The 14,790-nt window shown below is 66.4% G+C and carries 16 protein-coding genes; 6 read left to right on the top strand and 10 right to left on the bottom strand.

The window, feature by feature from the left end; all coding sequences use genetic code 11:
- Nucleotides 1-92: 92 nt before the first annotated feature.
- On the top strand, nt 93-326 hold the full coding sequence (locus Y900_RS21720; RefSeq protein WP_036344455.1) for a hypothetical protein: 234 nt from the start codon (nt 93-95) through the stop codon (nt 324-326).
- Between the two features lie 77 nt (nt 327-403).
- On the opposite strand, the gene hemW is transcribed toward Y900_RS21720, so the two are convergent.
- Entirely contained in the window at nt 404-1,579 is a 1,176-nt protein-coding gene (hemW, locus tag Y900_RS21715; protein ID WP_036344454.1) for a radical SAM family heme chaperone HemW, read from the bottom strand.
- Between the two features lie 306 nt (nt 1,580-1,885).
- Between hemW and Y900_RS21710 the strand changes: the two genes are divergently transcribed.
- The 3 genes from Y900_RS21710 to Y900_RS21700 are packed head-to-tail and all read left to right on the top strand — an operon-like array spanning nt 1,886 to nt 5,006.
- Entirely contained in the window at nt 1,886-3,559 is a 1,674-nt protein-coding gene (locus Y900_RS21710; RefSeq protein ID WP_036344452.1) for a nitrite/sulfite reductase, read from the top strand.
- Nucleotides 3,556-4,269, top strand: a complete 714-nt coding sequence (locus Y900_RS21705) for a phosphoadenylyl-sulfate reductase (protein WP_051660194.1) — start codon at nt 3,556-3,558, stop codon at nt 4,267-4,269. Before Y900_RS21710 ends, Y900_RS21705 begins: the two co-directional genes overlap by 4 nt.
- Entirely contained in the window at nt 4,248-5,006 is a 759-nt protein-coding gene (locus tag Y900_RS21700; protein WP_036344448.1) for a sirohydrochlorin chelatase, read from the top strand. Before Y900_RS21705 ends, Y900_RS21700 begins: the two co-directional genes overlap by 22 nt.
- Here Y900_RS21700 and Y900_RS21695 read toward each other — a convergent pair.
- From Y900_RS21695 to Y900_RS21675, 6 genes are all read right to left on the bottom strand, one after another.
- Nucleotides 5,003-6,025, bottom strand: a complete 1,023-nt coding sequence (locus Y900_RS21695; protein ID WP_036344447.1) for a sulfate/molybdate ABC transporter ATP-binding protein — start codon at nt 6,023-6,025, stop codon at nt 5,003-5,005. The two genes, Y900_RS21700 and Y900_RS21695, sit on opposite strands and share 4 nt — an antisense overlap.
- A gap of 22 nt (nt 6,026-6,047) precedes the next feature.
- Nucleotides 6,048-6,860: a sulfate ABC transporter permease subunit CysW gene (gene cysW / locus Y900_RS21690; protein WP_036344446.1), complete on the bottom strand. Its 813-nt coding sequence runs from the start codon at nt 6,858-6,860 to the stop codon at nt 6,048-6,050.
- Nucleotides 6,857-7,738, bottom strand: coding sequence for a sulfate ABC transporter permease subunit CysT (cysT, locus tag Y900_RS21685; protein WP_036344444.1), 882 nt, complete (start codon nt 7,736-7,738; stop codon nt 6,857-6,859). The genes cysW and cysT overlap by 4 nt, the downstream gene beginning before the upstream one ends.
- Nucleotides 7,735-8,772, bottom strand: a complete 1,038-nt coding sequence (locus Y900_RS21680) for a sulfate ABC transporter substrate-binding protein (RefSeq protein WP_036344443.1) — start codon at nt 8,770-8,772, stop codon at nt 7,735-7,737. Before Y900_RS21680 ends, cysT begins: the two co-directional genes overlap by 4 nt.
- 122 nt (nt 8,773-8,894) lie before the next feature.
- A complete protein-coding gene (locus Y900_RS33760; protein ID WP_420329781.1) occupies nt 8,895-8,987 on the bottom strand; it encodes an Ms4533A family Cys-rich leader peptide in 93 nt (30 codons plus the stop codon).
- A gap of 127 nt (nt 8,988-9,114) precedes the next feature.
- A complete protein-coding gene (locus Y900_RS21675) occupies nt 9,115-9,309 on the bottom strand; it encodes a hypothetical protein (RefSeq protein WP_036344442.1) in 195 nt (64 codons plus the stop codon).
- A gap of 151 nt (nt 9,310-9,460) precedes the next feature.
- Between Y900_RS21675 and Y900_RS21670 the strand changes: the two genes are divergently transcribed.
- On the top strand, nt 9,461-11,431 hold the full coding sequence (locus Y900_RS21670; protein WP_109751248.1) for a glycoside hydrolase family 15 protein: 1,971 nt from the start codon (nt 9,461-9,463) through the stop codon (nt 11,429-11,431).
- A 67-nt stretch (nt 11,432-11,498) separates the two neighbouring features.
- Here the strand turns inward: Y900_RS21670 and Y900_RS21665 are convergent, their stop codons facing one another.
- Nucleotides 11,499-11,945: a MarR family winged helix-turn-helix transcriptional regulator gene (locus tag Y900_RS21665; RefSeq protein ID WP_036344440.1), complete on the bottom strand. Its 447-nt coding sequence runs from the start codon at nt 11,943-11,945 to the stop codon at nt 11,499-11,501.
- Between the two features lie 70 nt (nt 11,946-12,015).
- Here Y900_RS21665 and Y900_RS21660 point away from each other — a divergent pair, with 70 nt between their 5' ends.
- Nucleotides 12,016-13,227 (top strand): multidrug effflux MFS transporter, encoded by a 1,212-nt coding sequence (locus Y900_RS21660; protein ID WP_036344439.1) that lies wholly within the window; start codon nt 12,016-12,018, stop codon nt 13,225-13,227.
- Between the two features lie 60 nt (nt 13,228-13,287).
- On the opposite strand, the gene Y900_RS21655 is transcribed toward Y900_RS21660, so the two are convergent.
- Both Y900_RS21655 and Y900_RS21650 read right to left on the bottom strand, forming a co-directional pair.
- Complete coding sequence (locus Y900_RS21655; RefSeq protein ID WP_036344438.1) at nt 13,288-13,998, bottom strand: sensor domain-containing protein; 711 nt, start codon at nt 13,996-13,998, stop codon at nt 13,288-13,290.
- 39 nt (nt 13,999-14,037) lie between these two features.
- The gene (locus Y900_RS21650; protein WP_051660193.1) at nt 14,038-14,739 is read right to left on the bottom strand and encodes a sensor domain-containing protein; all 702 of its coding nucleotides are present in this window, start codon (nt 14,737-14,739) and stop codon (nt 14,038-14,040) included.
- Nucleotides 14,740-14,790 lie beyond the last annotated feature (51 nt).

Below are 14,790 nucleotides of genomic sequence, written 5' to 3'. Positions count from 1 at the left end.
CGCCCGCAGCACATAGAGTTGAGATATCGGGAAGAGTCAACGAAAACCTAATCCCCCCAGGGTTTCTCTCCCGGAAGAAGAAAGGACGATCAATGACGATCACACTCCGCCGCCTCGCCCCACTCGTCGCCGCCGGTGCCGCGGCGCTGGCCGTCAGCCTCGCGCCGAGTGCAAGCGCATCGCCCAACCCGATGGACTGCTTGGACAAGGGTGGTGCCACAATGTGCCAGAAGCAGGGCCACGCAAGAATTCACGCCACGCCTCCTGCCACCTCGCCTCAGCAGGCGTTCGGGTTCAACGGCATCCCGTTGTGGGCGCTGGGCTAACCGGCAGGTATGCCGGGCAAGGCCGCGGGATGTGCCTACCCCCAAAGGCTCCCCCGCGGCCTTGCCGTATCCGGCGCTCAGTCGTCGAGGAGGTCGCGCACCACGGCATCGGCCAGCAGCCGGCCGCGGTCGGTGAGCAGCAACCGCTCTCCGCCCCGCGTCAGCAGCCCGTCGTCCACCGCCCGGCCTGCGCGCGACTGTTCGGATTCCGTCAGCACGGCGACCGGCAAGCCGGTGCGTAACCTGATTCCCAACAGCACGTTCTCGATGTGGCGGGCCTCGGGACCTAGACGCTCGAAATCTGCCACCGGCAGCCGCCCGTCGGCCAGCAGTTCGGCATAAGCGTTGGGGTGCTTGACGTTCCACCACCGGATGTCGCCGACGAACCCGTGAGCTCCGGGACCCGCACCCCACCACTGCCCGCCGTTCCAGTAGCCGATGTTGTGCCGGCACTCACCGCCGGGACGGCTCCAATTGGACACCTCGTACCAACTCAGCCCCGCCGCCGCCAGCCGCTGGTCGAGCAATTCGTAACGGTGGGCGAGGACGTCGTCGTCGGGGGCTTCGATGTCGCCGCGGCGCACCCGGCGAGCCAGCGCCGTACCATCCTCGACAACCAAGGCGTAGGCCGAGATGTGGTCGGCGCCGGCGCTCAGCGCAGCATCGACCGAACGCGAGAGATCGTCATCGGTCTCCCCTGGTGTGCCGTAGATGAGGTCAATGTTGACGTGCTCGAAGCCGGCCGCCATCGCCTCGGCCGCGGCCTGCAACGGCCGGCCCGGCGAGTGGGTCCGGTCCAGCACCGCCAGCACCCGGCGCGCGGTCGACTGCATGCCCAGCGACACCCGGGTGTAGCCCGCGGCGCGGATCTCGTCGAAGAACGCCTGCGACGTCGACTCCGGGTTGGCCTCGGTGGTGACTTCCGCCTGTGCGGCCATCGTGAAGTTGGCACGGACCGCGTCGAGCACCGAGGCCAACCCCTCGCCACCGAGCAACGACGGGGTACCGCCACCGACGAAGACCGTGTCGACGGACACCTCACCCAGCAGGGCGGCGGTCAACTCCAGTTCGGAGCGCAGCGCGCTCAGCCAACCCTGGGGCGAAGCGCCGCCGAGCTCGGCGGCCGTATAGGTGTTGAAGTCGCAGTACCCGCACCGCGTGGCGCAGAAGGGCACGTGGACGTAGATGCCGAACGCCGTTCCGGGAGTCAGTGCGAGTTCCGGTAGGGCGGTCGGTGCGGGGCGGACCGACATCCGTTCAGTGTCCCAGAGCCGACTTTCGCTCACGACGAGTCAAAATTCGGCCCGGTTAGAGCTATCGGCGCGGTTCGTGGCAGAATGGCCCGCATGACAGCCCCCCAGACCCTGCGCAGTCCTGCGCTGGTCGTGCGGCGGCATGTCGATTTCAAGCGCGTCTGTACTTGCTGTTGTCTGGCTTGACCTCGTAGACCCGCCCACCTGTACTTCAGCTGGCTGACCGGATCTGCGCCGCCGGAACAGCTCACCGGTGGATTCGCGCGATTCGAACGCCAGCTCCTTGAACATTGAGGAGCACATTTCATGACCCAGCCGACCAAGGCCGCGGCGAAGACACGCAGTGAGGGCCAGTGGGCCCTGGGTCAGCGCGAGCCGCTGAACCCGAACGAGCAGTTCAAGAAGGACGACGACGCGCTCAACGTCCGCGATCGCATCATCAACACGTATTCGAAGACCGGTTTCGACAGCATCGACAAGAACGATCTGCGCGGCCGGATGCGCTGGATGGGTCTCTACACCCAGCGTGAGCAGGGCTACGACGGCACCTGGACCGGTGACGAGAACGCAGAGATCCTCGAGGCCAAGTCCTTCATGATGCGGGTGCGCTGTGACGGCGGCGCGCTGAGCGCCGCGGCGCTGCGGACGATCGGTGAGATCTCCACCGAGTTCGCCCGCGACACCGCCGACATCTCCGACCGCGAGAACGTGCAGTACCACTGGATCCAGATCGAGGATGTGCCACAGATCTGGGAGCGGCTGGCCGCGGTCGGGCTGCAGACCACCGAGGCGTGCGGCGACTGCCCGCGTGTGGTGCTCGGCGGCCCGCTCAACGGCGAATCGGTGGACGAGGTTCTCGACCCGTCGTGGGCGATCGACGAGATCGTCAGCCGCTACGTCGGCAACCCGTCGTTCTCCAACCTGCCGCGCAAGTACAAGACCGCGATATCGGGCCTGCAGGACGTCGCGCACGAGGTCAACGACATCGCCTTCATCGGGGTCAACCATCCCGAGCACGGGCCGGGCCTGGACATCTGGGTCGGCGGCGGACTGTCCACCAACCCGATGCTCGCTCAGCGCCTGGGCGCCTGGGTGCCGCTCGACGAGGTCCCCGAGGTGTGGGAGGCCATCACCTCGGTGTTCCGCGACTACGGCTATCGCAGACTGCGTAGCAAGGCGCGGCTGAAGTTCCTCATCAAGGACTGGGGAGTCGAGAAGTTCCGCCAAGTCGTCGAGGACGAATACCTGGGCCGCAAGCTGCTCGACGGCCCCGCCCCGGAGCCGCTGAAGCACCCGATCGACCACGTCGGCATCCAGAAGCAGAAGAACGGGCTCAACGCCGTCGGCGTCGCCCCCATCGCGGGCCGGGTGACCGGCACGATCCTGACGAAGGTCGCCGACCTGGCCAAGGCCGCAGGCTCCGACCGGATCCGCCTCACGCCGTACCAGAAGCTCGTCATTCTCGACGTCGCCGATGACAAGTTGGACGAGCTGGTCGCCGCCCTCGACGCCCTCGGGCTGCCGTCACGGCCGTCGTCGTGGCGCAAGAACCTGATGGCCTGCACCGGCATCGAGTACTGCAAGCTGTCGTTCGCCGAGACCCGCAACCGGGCCCAGGTGCTGGTGCCGGAGCTCGAGGAGCGCCTGGCAGATCTCAACTCCCAGCTCGATGTGCCGGTCACTGTCAACATCAACGGCTGCCCCAACTCGTGCGCCCGCATCCAGGTCGCCGACATCGGCTTCAAGGGCCAGATGGTTGACGACGGTGACGGCAATTCGGTCGAGGGATTCCAGGTGCACCTGGGCGGAAGCCTGGGGCTGGACAGCGGTTTCGGCCGCAAACTGCGCCAGCACAAGGTCACCAGCACCGAGCTCGGCGACTACATCGAGCGGGTGGTGCGCAACTTCGTGAAACAAAGAAGCGACGGAGAGCGTTTCGCCCAATGGGCCGTACGGGCACAGGAAGAAGAGTTGCGATGAGCATTGGGGTGGACAGAGTGACCGAGGCCGAGCTGCGGGAGCTTGCAGAACGTGGCGCGGCCGAACTCGACGGCGCCGGCGCGCTCGAACTGCTGGCCTGGACCGACAAGCACTTCGGTGGTGACTACGTCGTCGCCTCCAACATGCAGGACGCGGTGCTGGTCGACATGGCCTCGAAGGTGCGCCCCGGCGTTGACGTGCTGTTCCTCGACACGGGCTACCACTTCGCCGAGACGATCGGTACCCGCGACGCGGTCGAAGCGGTGTACGACATCCACGTCGTCAACGTCACGCCCGAGCACAGTGTGACCGAGCAGGATCAGCTGCTGGGCAAGGACCTGTTCGCCAGCAATCCGGGCGAATGCTGCCGGCTGCGCAAGGTGGTGCCGCTGAGCAAGGCGCTGGGCGGATACACCGCCTGGGTCACCGGCATCCGTCGGGTCGAGGCGCCCACTCGCGCCAACGCGCCGCTGATCAGCTTCGACGAAGGCTTCAAGCTGGTGAAGATCAACCCGCTGGCCGCGTGGACCGATGAGGACATGGACGCCTACATCCAGGCCAACGGCGTGCTGGTGAATCCGCTTGTCGACGAAGGCTATCCGTCGATCGGTTGCGCACCGTGCACGGCCAAGCCGATCGAGGGCGCCGACCCGCGTAGTGGACGCTGGCAGGGCCTGGCGAAAACCGAATGCGGGCTTCACGTTTCGTGACGGTGTCGACTCCCGGGTCGCTTCGCTCCTGCCCACCGCTCATCCTCACCGCGCACGGCAGTGCCGATCCGCGTTCCGCGGTGACCACGTACGCGGTGGCCGAGCGGATCCGCATGCTGCGTCCCGAACTCGACGTGCGAGTGGCGTTCTGCGAGAAGCACGCCCCGAATCTGAGTGATGTCCTACGGACACTCGACGGCCCGGCGGTCGTCACCCCGCTGCTGTTGGCGAGCGCCTACCACGCCCGCGTCGACATCCCGGCGATGATCGCTGACACCGGCGCCGACGTGATCCAGGCCGACACCCTCGGTGAGGATCCGCGCCTTGTGACTGTCATGCGGGAACGCTTGGCGGAGCACCAGATTCATCAATTCGAGCGCGGTCTCGGCGTGCTGGTGGTGGCGGTCGGTTCCTCCCATGCCGCCGCCAACGCCCGGACCGCGGCGCTCGCCGTCACGTTGGGCCGCGGTGCCCGATGGTCGGGAGTGCACGTCGCCTACGCGACCGGGCCCCAGCCGTCGGTGCCGGACGGGATCGAGCTGCTACGCAAGAGTGGCGCACGGCGGATCGTGGTGGCGCCCTGGTTCATCGCGCCGGGCCGCATCACCGACCGGGTGGCCGCGATCGCCGATGCGGCAGGCCTGTCCATGGTCAGCCCACTGGGCGCGCATCGGCTGGTGGCCGAGACTGTGCTCGACCGGTTCGATACCGCCGTCGCGAACCGGATCGCAGCCTAACTGGCCGCGACCTGGACCTCGCCGGCGATCGGCGGGACCCGGGTGGCCCGCACGTAGACGGTGTCGCCCTCTTTCAGCGCCAAGGCCTCGGCGTCGCCTCGGGTGATCTGCGCGGTGAACGGCGCCCCGTTGGTGGCGCTGGTCAATTCGACGCGTACTTCAAAGCCCAGATACACCACCCGATCGATGGTGGCACGGGTTACTCCGGTCGACTCGGCCGTGCCATCCCCCGCCGCGATCGCCATCTCCGGATTTCGACCAACCCGAATGTCGTGCGGGCGCACCAGGATTCCGTTGAGCGACGACACCGTGCCGAGGAAGGACATGACGAACGCATTGGCCGGGCTGTCGTAGACGTCGGTCGGTGAGCCGATTTGTTCGATGCGGCCCTTGTTGAGCACCGCGATCCGGTCGGCCACGTCCAGGGCTTCGGCCTGGTCGTGGGTGACGAGCACCGTCGTGACGTGCACCTCGTCGTGCAGTCGCCGCAGCCAGGTCCGCAGATCGTCGCGGACCTTGGCGTCCAAAGCACCGAACGGTTCGTCCAGCAGGAGCACCTCAGGATCGACGGCCAGCGCGCGGGCGAGCGCCATCCGTTGGCGCTGACCGCCGGAAAGCTGGTTGGGATAACGTGTTTGGAAGCCGGCCAGTCCGACGACCTCGAGCAGGTCGTCGACCTTCGCCTTGACCTCAGCTTTTGGCTTCTTGCGAATTTTCAATCCGAATGCGACGTTCTCCCGCACGGTCAGGTGCTTGAACGCGGCGTAGTGCTGGAACACAAAACCGATTCCGCGGCGCTGCGGGGGTACGTTGGTGACGTCCCGTCCGTTGATCGTGATGGTGCCGGTGTCGGGTTGATCCAACCCTGCGATCGCACGCAGCAGTGTCGATTTTCCCGATCCGCTGGGGCCGAGCAGTGCGGTCAACGACCCGGCCGGCACCACAAAGTCGACGTTGTCGAGGGCAGCGAAGTCGCCGTAACGCTTGTTCGCGCCCGTGACGGTGATGGCATTGGTCATGAGAGTCGTTCTCCTAGTGGGATTACTCGCTCGCCTTGGCCCGCCGGGCGTCCAGAATCACCTGGACGACCAGGACCAGTACCGCGACGGCCATCAACAGAGTCGAAACGGCGTAGGCGCCGTACTCGGCACCACGGCTGTAGCGGTCGGAGACCAGCAGGGTCAGGGTTTGTGACGTGCCCGGCAGGTTGGAGGACACCATGATCACCGCGCCGTACTCGCCCAGGGTGCGGGCGACGGTCAGTACGATGCCGTAGGTCAGGCCCCACCGGATCGACGGCAGCGTGATTCGCCAGAACGTCTGCCACCAGCTGGATCCCAGCGTCGCCGCCGCTTGTTCCTGATCGGTGCCGAGCTCATGCAGAACCGGTTCGACCTCGCGGATCACGAATGGCACGGTGACGAAGATGCTGGCCAGCACGATGCCGGGGAAGCCGAAAATGATCTTCAAGCCCACATTGTTCTGGACGAACCCGAACAATCCCGAGCTGCCCCACAGCAGTATCAGCGCCACACCGACGACCACCGGCGACACCGCGAAAGGCAGATCGATGACAGCCTGCAGCGCGGATTTGCCGCGGAACTTGTTGCGCGCCAGCACCAGTGCGGTGGGAACGCCGAAGACCACGTTGAGTGGCACCACGATCGCCACCACCAGCAGCGACAACTGCAGTGCGGAAATCGCAGCGGGCGTGGTGATGGATTCGACGAACGCACCGAAGCCGGGCGCGAACGTCCGCCACAGGATCAGGCCGACGGGCACGAGCACCAGAACCGCGATGTAGGCGAGCGCCACGTAACGGGTCAGATAGCGCACCAGGGGCGACGGGATCATGCCGAGAGCTCCTCCCGCCTGGCGGCTCGTGAACCGATGGTGCGCAGGATGAACAAGACGATGAACGAGACAACCAGCAGCACAATCGAAATCGCCGCCGCACCGGAGCGATCGTCGTTCTCGATCAGGGTTCGGATCCACTGCGACGAAACTTCGGTCTCCCCCGGTACCGCGCCACCGATCAGCACCACCGAGCCGAACTCGCCGATCGCACGCGAGAACGCCAGACCGGCGCCGGACAGCAGCGACGGCAACAACGCGGGCAGCACCACCTTGGTGAAGATGACGAAGTTCGTCGCGCCCAGCGACGCGGCGGCCTCCTCGACCTCGCGGTCGAGTTCGAGGAGCACGGGCTGAACCGAACGCACCACGAAGGGCAGCGTGACGAACAGGAGGGCAACGCCCACACCCCATTTGGTGTGCTGCAGGTGCAAGTCGATCGGGCTGTTCGGCCCGTAGAGCGCCAGCATGACCAGGCTCGCCACGATGGTGGGCAGCGCGAACGGCAGGTCGATCACGGCATCGACCAACCGCTTGCCTAGGAAGTCGTCGCGAGTGAGCACCCAGGCGACCAGCAGCCCGAACACCGCGTTGACCACCGTGACGCCGAGCGAGATCGTCAGCGTCACCTTGAAGGACTCCAGCGCCGCGTTGGAAGTGACGGTCGCCCAGAAGTCGTGCCAGCCGCCCTTGGCCGACTGCCACACGATCGCGGCCAGCGGCAGCAGCACGATGACACTCAGCCAGATCGACGCGGCACCGACCCGCAGGCTGGTGGTGCCGTGCCTACGGGCCAGGAAGCCGGACGGCCCGCCCGGCTCACTCGGGGTGAGCTCGGGCCGGACCGCCTGAGGATTTGGCTCGATAGCTGCTGTCATCCAGTGGCCTGCTTGTAGATCTTCGTAATGGTGCCATTGTCCTTGTCGAACAGTGCCGGATCGACCGTGCTCCAGCCACCGAGATCGGCGATCGTCCACAGCTTCTGTGGCGTCGGGAAGTCGGTGGCGAAGTCAGCGGCCACCGACGGATCGACCGGACGGAAACCGGCCTGTGCCCAGATCTTCTGGCCTTCCGGCGTGAACAGGTAGTTGTTCAGCGCGGTCGCCTTGTCCAGATGGGCGCTGGTGGTCACCACCGCCACCGGGTTCTCGATCTTGAACGTCTGCGGCGGGATGACGTGCTCGACGGGCTTACCTTGACGCTCGGTGTTGATCGCCTCGTTCTCGTAACTGATCAGCACATCTCCGGTGCCCTGCAGGAACACGTCGGTGGCCTCCCGGCCGGACCCCGGACGGGTCTTGACGTGCTCGGTCACCAGCTTGTTGACGAAGTCGAGGCCGGCCTGTGCGTCCTTGCCACCGTTGCTCTTTGCGGCGTAGGGCGCCAACAGGTTCCACTTGGCCGATCCCGAACTCAGCGGGCTCGGCGTGACCACCTCGATACCGGGCCGCAGCAAGTCGTCCCAGTCCTTGATGTTCTTCGGATTGCCTTTTCGGACGACCAGCGACACAACCGAACCGAACGGGATGCCCTGGGTGACGGACTTGTTCCAGTCGGCGGCGACCTTGTTCGCCTTGACCAGGCGGGTGACGTCAGGCTCGACCGAGAAGTTCACGATGTCGGCGGGCTTGCCGTCGACCACACCACGCGACTGGTCGCCGGAGGCACCGTAGGAGGTCGTCACTGCGACGCCCTTGCCTTCCGGGGTGGCGGCGAACGCCGGGATGATCTTGCTCCAGCCGGGCTCGGGGACGGCATAGGCCACCAGGGTGAGGGTGGTGTCAGCCTTCGACTGGTTGCCGCCACCGGGAACGTCGCTGGACCCGCCTCCGCAGGCGGCGAGCACCGTTGCGGTCGTCGCCAACGCGACGGCGGTACCCCACCGGCGACCGGGAAGGTGAATCTTGGGCATTACTGGCCTTTCTCATTGCGGGTTACGGGCGAATCGAGCCCCGTCGCAACGGAATGGCGATGTTGGACAACGAAGTGTCAACGACCATCACCGACACCAGACCGCGGACGGGCACAACGGTGTCAGCGACAACATGCAACATCAGCAACAGCCAACGGGCCAACGGCAATGAGGGCCAAAATGTGGCCCTCGCCGTAACCGGTCGCCGAATGCATGGCGGGAAGCTTAACAGAGTTCCGATGGCCGACCAGCGGAGGTATCAGCGGTTGACCAGCCACACCACGATGATCAAGACCAGCAGGGCCACCAGGGCGAGCGTGACGCGTGATCGCGGCATCCCGGTCACTCCTGCCGCCGGTCAGCGTGACGCACCCGGCGCACCAGCCGCATGCCGTTGCCGAGGAGCGCATCGATCACCACCGCGATGACGTAGGCGAGCAGCAGAACGACGGGCATCACGATGATGGTCTGAACGACGAAACCCAGCCCGGACAACCACAGTTCGACGCCGTCCCACCAGCTCAGCACTCCCTGCATTGCTCCAGCCTAGGCGGTGCCTGCCAGCGGCTCTGTGCCGCGGTAACAGCAAAGCCACGGATCGGGGCATAAGTAGACGGCAACAGGGTCGGCGTTCGATGATGTCCAGATGGTCCTCCAAGCCCAGCCAGCCGGTGAGAACACCGACGCCGTGCGCGTCGCGGCGCCCGCGCCGTTGTCCGTGACCGCACCGGTGCCCTATGCCTCGCCGGCTGCGCTGCGCAACCCGTTCCCGCCGATCGCGGACTACGGCTTCCTCTCCGATTGCGAGAACACCTGCCTGATCTCGTCGGCCGGCGCCGTGGAGTGGCTGTGCGTTCCCCGGCCCGACTCCCCCAGCGTTTTCGGGGCGATCTTGGACCGCGGCGCCGGGCACTTCCGACTGGGCCCATACGGGGTGTCGGTGCCGGCGGCCCGCCGCTATCTGCCCGGCAGCCTCATTCTGGAGACCACCTGGCAGACGCACACCGGCTGGCTGATCGTGCGCGAAGCACTCGTGATGGGCCCGTGGCACGACATCGAGGCCCGGTCGCGGACGCACCGGCGCACCCCGATGGACTGGGATGCCGAGCACATCCTGCTGCGCACGGTGCGCTGTGTGAGCGGCACGGTCGAAGTGGTGATGAACTGCGAGCCGTCCTTCGACTACGGCCGGGTCAACGCCGCCTGGGAGTACTCGGCCAACGCCTACGGTGAGGCGATCGCGCGGGCCAGGAAGGACCCTGACGCGAATCCCACGCTGAGGCTGACCACGAACCTGCGGATCGGTCTCGAGGGCCGCGAAGCGCGCGCCCGCACCCGCCTCAAGGAAGGCGACAACGTCTTCGTCGCGCTGTCCTGGTCGAAGCATCCGGCGCCACAGACGTATGAAGAAGCCGCCGACAAGATGTGGCAGACCAGCGAGGCATGGCGCCAGTGGATCAACATCGGCGATTTCCCCGACCATCCGTGGCGGTCGTACCTACAGCGCAGCGCGCTCACGCTCAAGGGACTGACGTATTCACCGACCGGCGCGCTGCTGGCCGCGTCCACCACGTCGCTGCCGGAAACGCCTCAGGGCGAACGTAACTGGGACTACCGCTACGCCTGGGTACGGGACTCGACGTTCGCGTTGTGGGGCCTCTACACCCTCGGTCTGGATCGTGAGGCCGACGACTTCTTCGCCTTCATCGCCGACGTGTCCGGCGCCAACAACGGCGAACGGCACCCGTTACAGGTGATGTACGCCGTGGGCGGCGAACGCGAACTGGTCGAAGAGGAACTGCACCACCTGTCCGGCTACGACAACGCCCGGCCGGTGCGCATCGGCAACGGCGCCTACAACCAGATGCAGCACGACATCTGGGGCACCATGCTGGACTCGGTGTATCTGCACGCCAAGTCGCGTGAACAGATCTCCGATCAGCTCTGGCCGGTGCTCAAGGAGCAGGTCGAAGAGGCGATCAAGCACTGGAAGGAACCCGACCGCGGCATCTGGGAGGTGCGCGGCGAACCGCAGCACTTCACCTCATCGAAGGTGATGTGCTGGGTGGCGCTGGATCGCGGCTCGAAGCTGGCCGAACTGGTCGGCGAGAAGAGCTACGCGCAGCAGTGGCGGGCGATCGCCGAGGAGATCAAGGCCGACATCCTGACACACGGCGTCGACGACCGCGGGGTCCTCACCCAGCGGTACGGCGACGACGCCCTGGACGCGTCACTGCTGTTGGTGCCGTTGGTGCGGTTCCTGCCGTCGGACGACCCGCGGGTGCGGGCCACGGTGCTGGCGATCGCCGACGAGCTCACCGAGGACGGGCTGGTGCTGCGCTACCGCGTCGAGGAGACCGACGACGGCCTGTCCGGCGAGGAGGGATCGTTCACGATCTGCTCGTTCTGGCTGGTGTCTGCACTGGTCGAGATCGGCGAGGTCAGCCGGGCCCGGCATCTGTGCGAACGGCTGCTGTCCTTCGCGAGCCCGCTGCATCTGTACGCCGAGGAGATCGAACCGCGCACCGGCCGGCATCTGGGTAACTTCCCGCAGGCGTTCACCCACCTGGCGTTGATCAACGCCGTGGTGCACGTGATCCGCGCCGAGGAAGAGGCCGACAGCACGGGCGTGTTCCAGCCGGCCAACGCCCCGATGTAGGCGGATGGCCTACAAACAGGCAGATGTAGGCGGATGGCCTACAAACAGGCAGATGTAGCAGAGGTCGTCACCCCAACCGGTCGGCCGTCAGAGCCGCCTCGACCCGTTCGAGGAGTGCCTTCGCAGCCGCGGCGCCCTGCCGGTCTCCCCGGAGCCCGTTGTCCATCAGCTGGGCCCACTGCCGTCGCAGGCGCTTGAGGTTCTCGGCAGCCCTATCGGTCGGGTACAGATTCACGCCGCGCGCGTCATGCGGATCGGCACGGCGTTCGACGAAGCCGCGGTTCTCCAAGCTTCGGAGCGCGGTGGACATGTTGCTGCGCTGCAGGCCGGTCGCCCGGGCGAGGTCACTGGGCGTGACGCCCGGGTGGTGGTCGATGTGCCGCATCAGGTGGGCTTCCGACGCTGTCAACTCGACGATGTCGGCGTCCGATGCGGCTGTGCTGTCGAGGCGCAGTCGAAGCTCCCGCGCCACTCCGATGATCGCCTCGGCGAGATCGGCCAACTCACCTTCCATGGACAAATCCTAGCGCATTAGTTATTGTTTGATAGTTATTTTCTCATAACTAACTAGATGAGGTTCTTCCATGACGACCGCCACCCGGGACGCCCAGACCCACGAGACCGCGATCTCGCCGTGGCTGCTGGTGGTACTCGCGCTGCTCAATGCGGTCGCACCGGTGGCCACCGACCTCTATCTCCCTGCCTTCCCCGAGATGACCGCCGAATTGCAGGCCAGCGCCACGGCCGTGCAGCTGACCTTGACGGCGTTCCTGCTCGGACTGACGTTCGGCCAATTGCTGTTCGGCCCCCTGTCCGACCGGCTCGGCCGACGCAGCCCGCTGATCGTCGGTGCGCTGCTGTGCGTGCTGGCCAGCGTCGTCGCCGCCACCGCTCCGAACATCGCCATCCTCATCGCGGCCCGGTTCGCCCAGGGCTTCACCGGTGCCGCGGGCATGGTGATCGGTCGCGCGGTGATCTCCGACCTGGCGGACGGCAAGAGCGCGGGCCGGGCGTTCAGCCTGATGATGATCGTCGGCGGCGTCGCGCCGGTGGTCGCACCGTTCGCCGGCGGACTGCTGGTGGGCCCCGTCGGCTGGCGCGGCATCCTCTGGGTGGTCTGCGGCCTCACGGTGGCCATGCTGGTCGCGACTGTGACCGTGGTGCGCGAGTCACACCCCGCTCATCGCAGGGATGAACTGAAAGCTGATGCTGCACAGGGCATCTCGCCGTGGCGAGCGCTACGATCCCGGGCCTACATCGCCAACACGCTGGCCTTCGCGTTCGGTTTCTCGGTGATGATGGCCTACATCTCGGCCTCACCGTTCGTCTATCAGGTGATGGTGGGGCTCACCCCGACGCAGTACGGCGTCGCATTCGGCGCCAACGCACTGGGCATCGTCAGCGTCAGCTCGCTGTCGGCGCGGCTGAACCAGCGCATCGCCACCGCGACGCTGCTGGGTGTTGGCCTGGGCCTGACGATGGCCGCCACGCTCGTCCTACTCGGTCTGGTTCTCACCGGGGCACCGGCTTGGCTAATTCCCATCCCGATCTTCGTGGCCGTCGCATCCCAGGGCCTGATCCTCGGCAATGCCACCGCGCTGGCGCTGGCTGCCGTCCCCCGCGCGGCCGGCACGGGGTCGGCCGGCCTGGGCGCGCTGCAATTCGGACTCGGCGCCGCAGTCTCACCGCTGGTCAGCCTGGGTGGAGAGCACACCGCCCTGCCGCTGGCAGTGGTGATGGTGACCCTGGCGGTGCTGGCACTGTTGGCCTTCCTCGTCGGCCACCGCGTCAGCTGATCAGTCCGAGTTGCACGGGCGCGAATGTGGTTACGCACCAGGCCTTTTAGAGCCGAACGGTCACTTCGTCGCGGCGTTCTTGACCATGTCCGCCGCGATGGCACTGGCCTCGTCGGCGATGGAATTGCTACACGCCCATGCCTCGATCACCACGTTGGACGCCGAGGTCAGCGCGTGCTGGCAGCCCCATCCGCCGGCGTTGCGCTGAGTGGAGACCTGGGTCAGGATGTCGCCACTCACATCCGCACTATCGATCTTCCAGGTGGAGTGCACGTCGGAGTTGTCGATGTCGATCGACGTGCCGCCGCACTTCTGCCACGTGGTGCGCGACCTGTCGACGAACGCCGTGGCCTTCTCATTCGACGGGTAGAGCACCGCGATCTGTTCGACCCAGTGCGCATTGTCGGCGGTCGGCTCCTGGAGCACCTGGTCGCGGACCGCCATCCAGCCGCTGCCCTGGTACACCATCTGTTCGGCACCGTAGATCGCTCCGAGGCAGTCGACGTCGGACACCCCGTCGGAGTTGTCGCTCATGTCCTGCGAGGACGCGGTCATCCGGATCCCGGTGGCGCCCATGATGCCGTTCACCTCGCCGGCGCCCAGCAGCACCCGGTCGAGGTCGGACTCCGTGAGGGTGGGGACGTCAACGGACCCGGGGCCGGTGCTCTCGCCGCGCAGTGCCGTACCACCGACGGTGGACACGCAACCGGACAGCAGCACGCTGACCAGGACGGCAGCGCAGAACACGGGCACGCGGCTCACGCTCGACATTGTCCCCCCGACAACCCGCTCCGGTGGGTCAACGACCGATCATCGTCCGTGGGTGACCTTGTCCAGCATGGTTCGGGCCAGGCTCACGGCCCGGCCCGAGGGTCGCCGCTGACCGCCGGTGACCGCGGCGTCCACGTCCACCACGCAATCAGCCGCCAGCCCGATGGCCCGCTCGGTGGGGAACGACGCGTCGCCCTGGTTGTCGGAGTTGACCACCGTCGCAGACAACACCGGACCATCGACTCTCACGTCGGTGACCTTTTGGCGCATCTCGGCGCCGGCCGGGGTGGGCAGGGCGGAACGCAGCGTCTTGCCCTCGCACGCCTTCCATTGATTGACGAAAGCACCGAACATCCGTTGCGCCTCGGCATCGGATGCGAATTGGACAACACCGGCATCCACGCTGGAAACGGTTTGGCCGCCGCCGAAGTTCGAGAATTCCTGCCAGGCGGCCCGGCGCACGTCACCCACCTCGTACACCACGCGCATGAAGGGTGTGGCTGGACCGAGACATTCGATAGGGTTGGCGGCGGCATTGTCGCGAATTCCGTTGGGCAGGGCATCAATCCCGCCGACGGTTGGAGATTCACTGTCGGACAACGGATTTCCTGCTGCTCGGCTCACCTCCGCGCCGGTGGGCAACACTTCGGACAGATCGCGCAGGACAACACTCTGATCCTGACGCGCCGCCGAACCGTCGACCGTGCTCGCGCACCCCGCCAGCGCAGCAACGCCGATCACGGCACCAATGATCGATCGCCCCCGAACGACAGCTTGGTCGCGTGTGATTGA

It is taken from the genome of Mycolicibacterium aromaticivorans JS19b1 = JCM 16368, assembly GCF_000559085.1.
Classification (GTDB): domain Bacteria; phylum Actinomycetota; class Actinomycetes; order Mycobacteriales; family Mycobacteriaceae; genus Mycobacterium; species Mycobacterium aromaticivorans.
The sequence above is the reverse complement of the archived record's forward strand: the minus strand, read 5'-3'. Positions and strand labels throughout refer to the sequence as shown.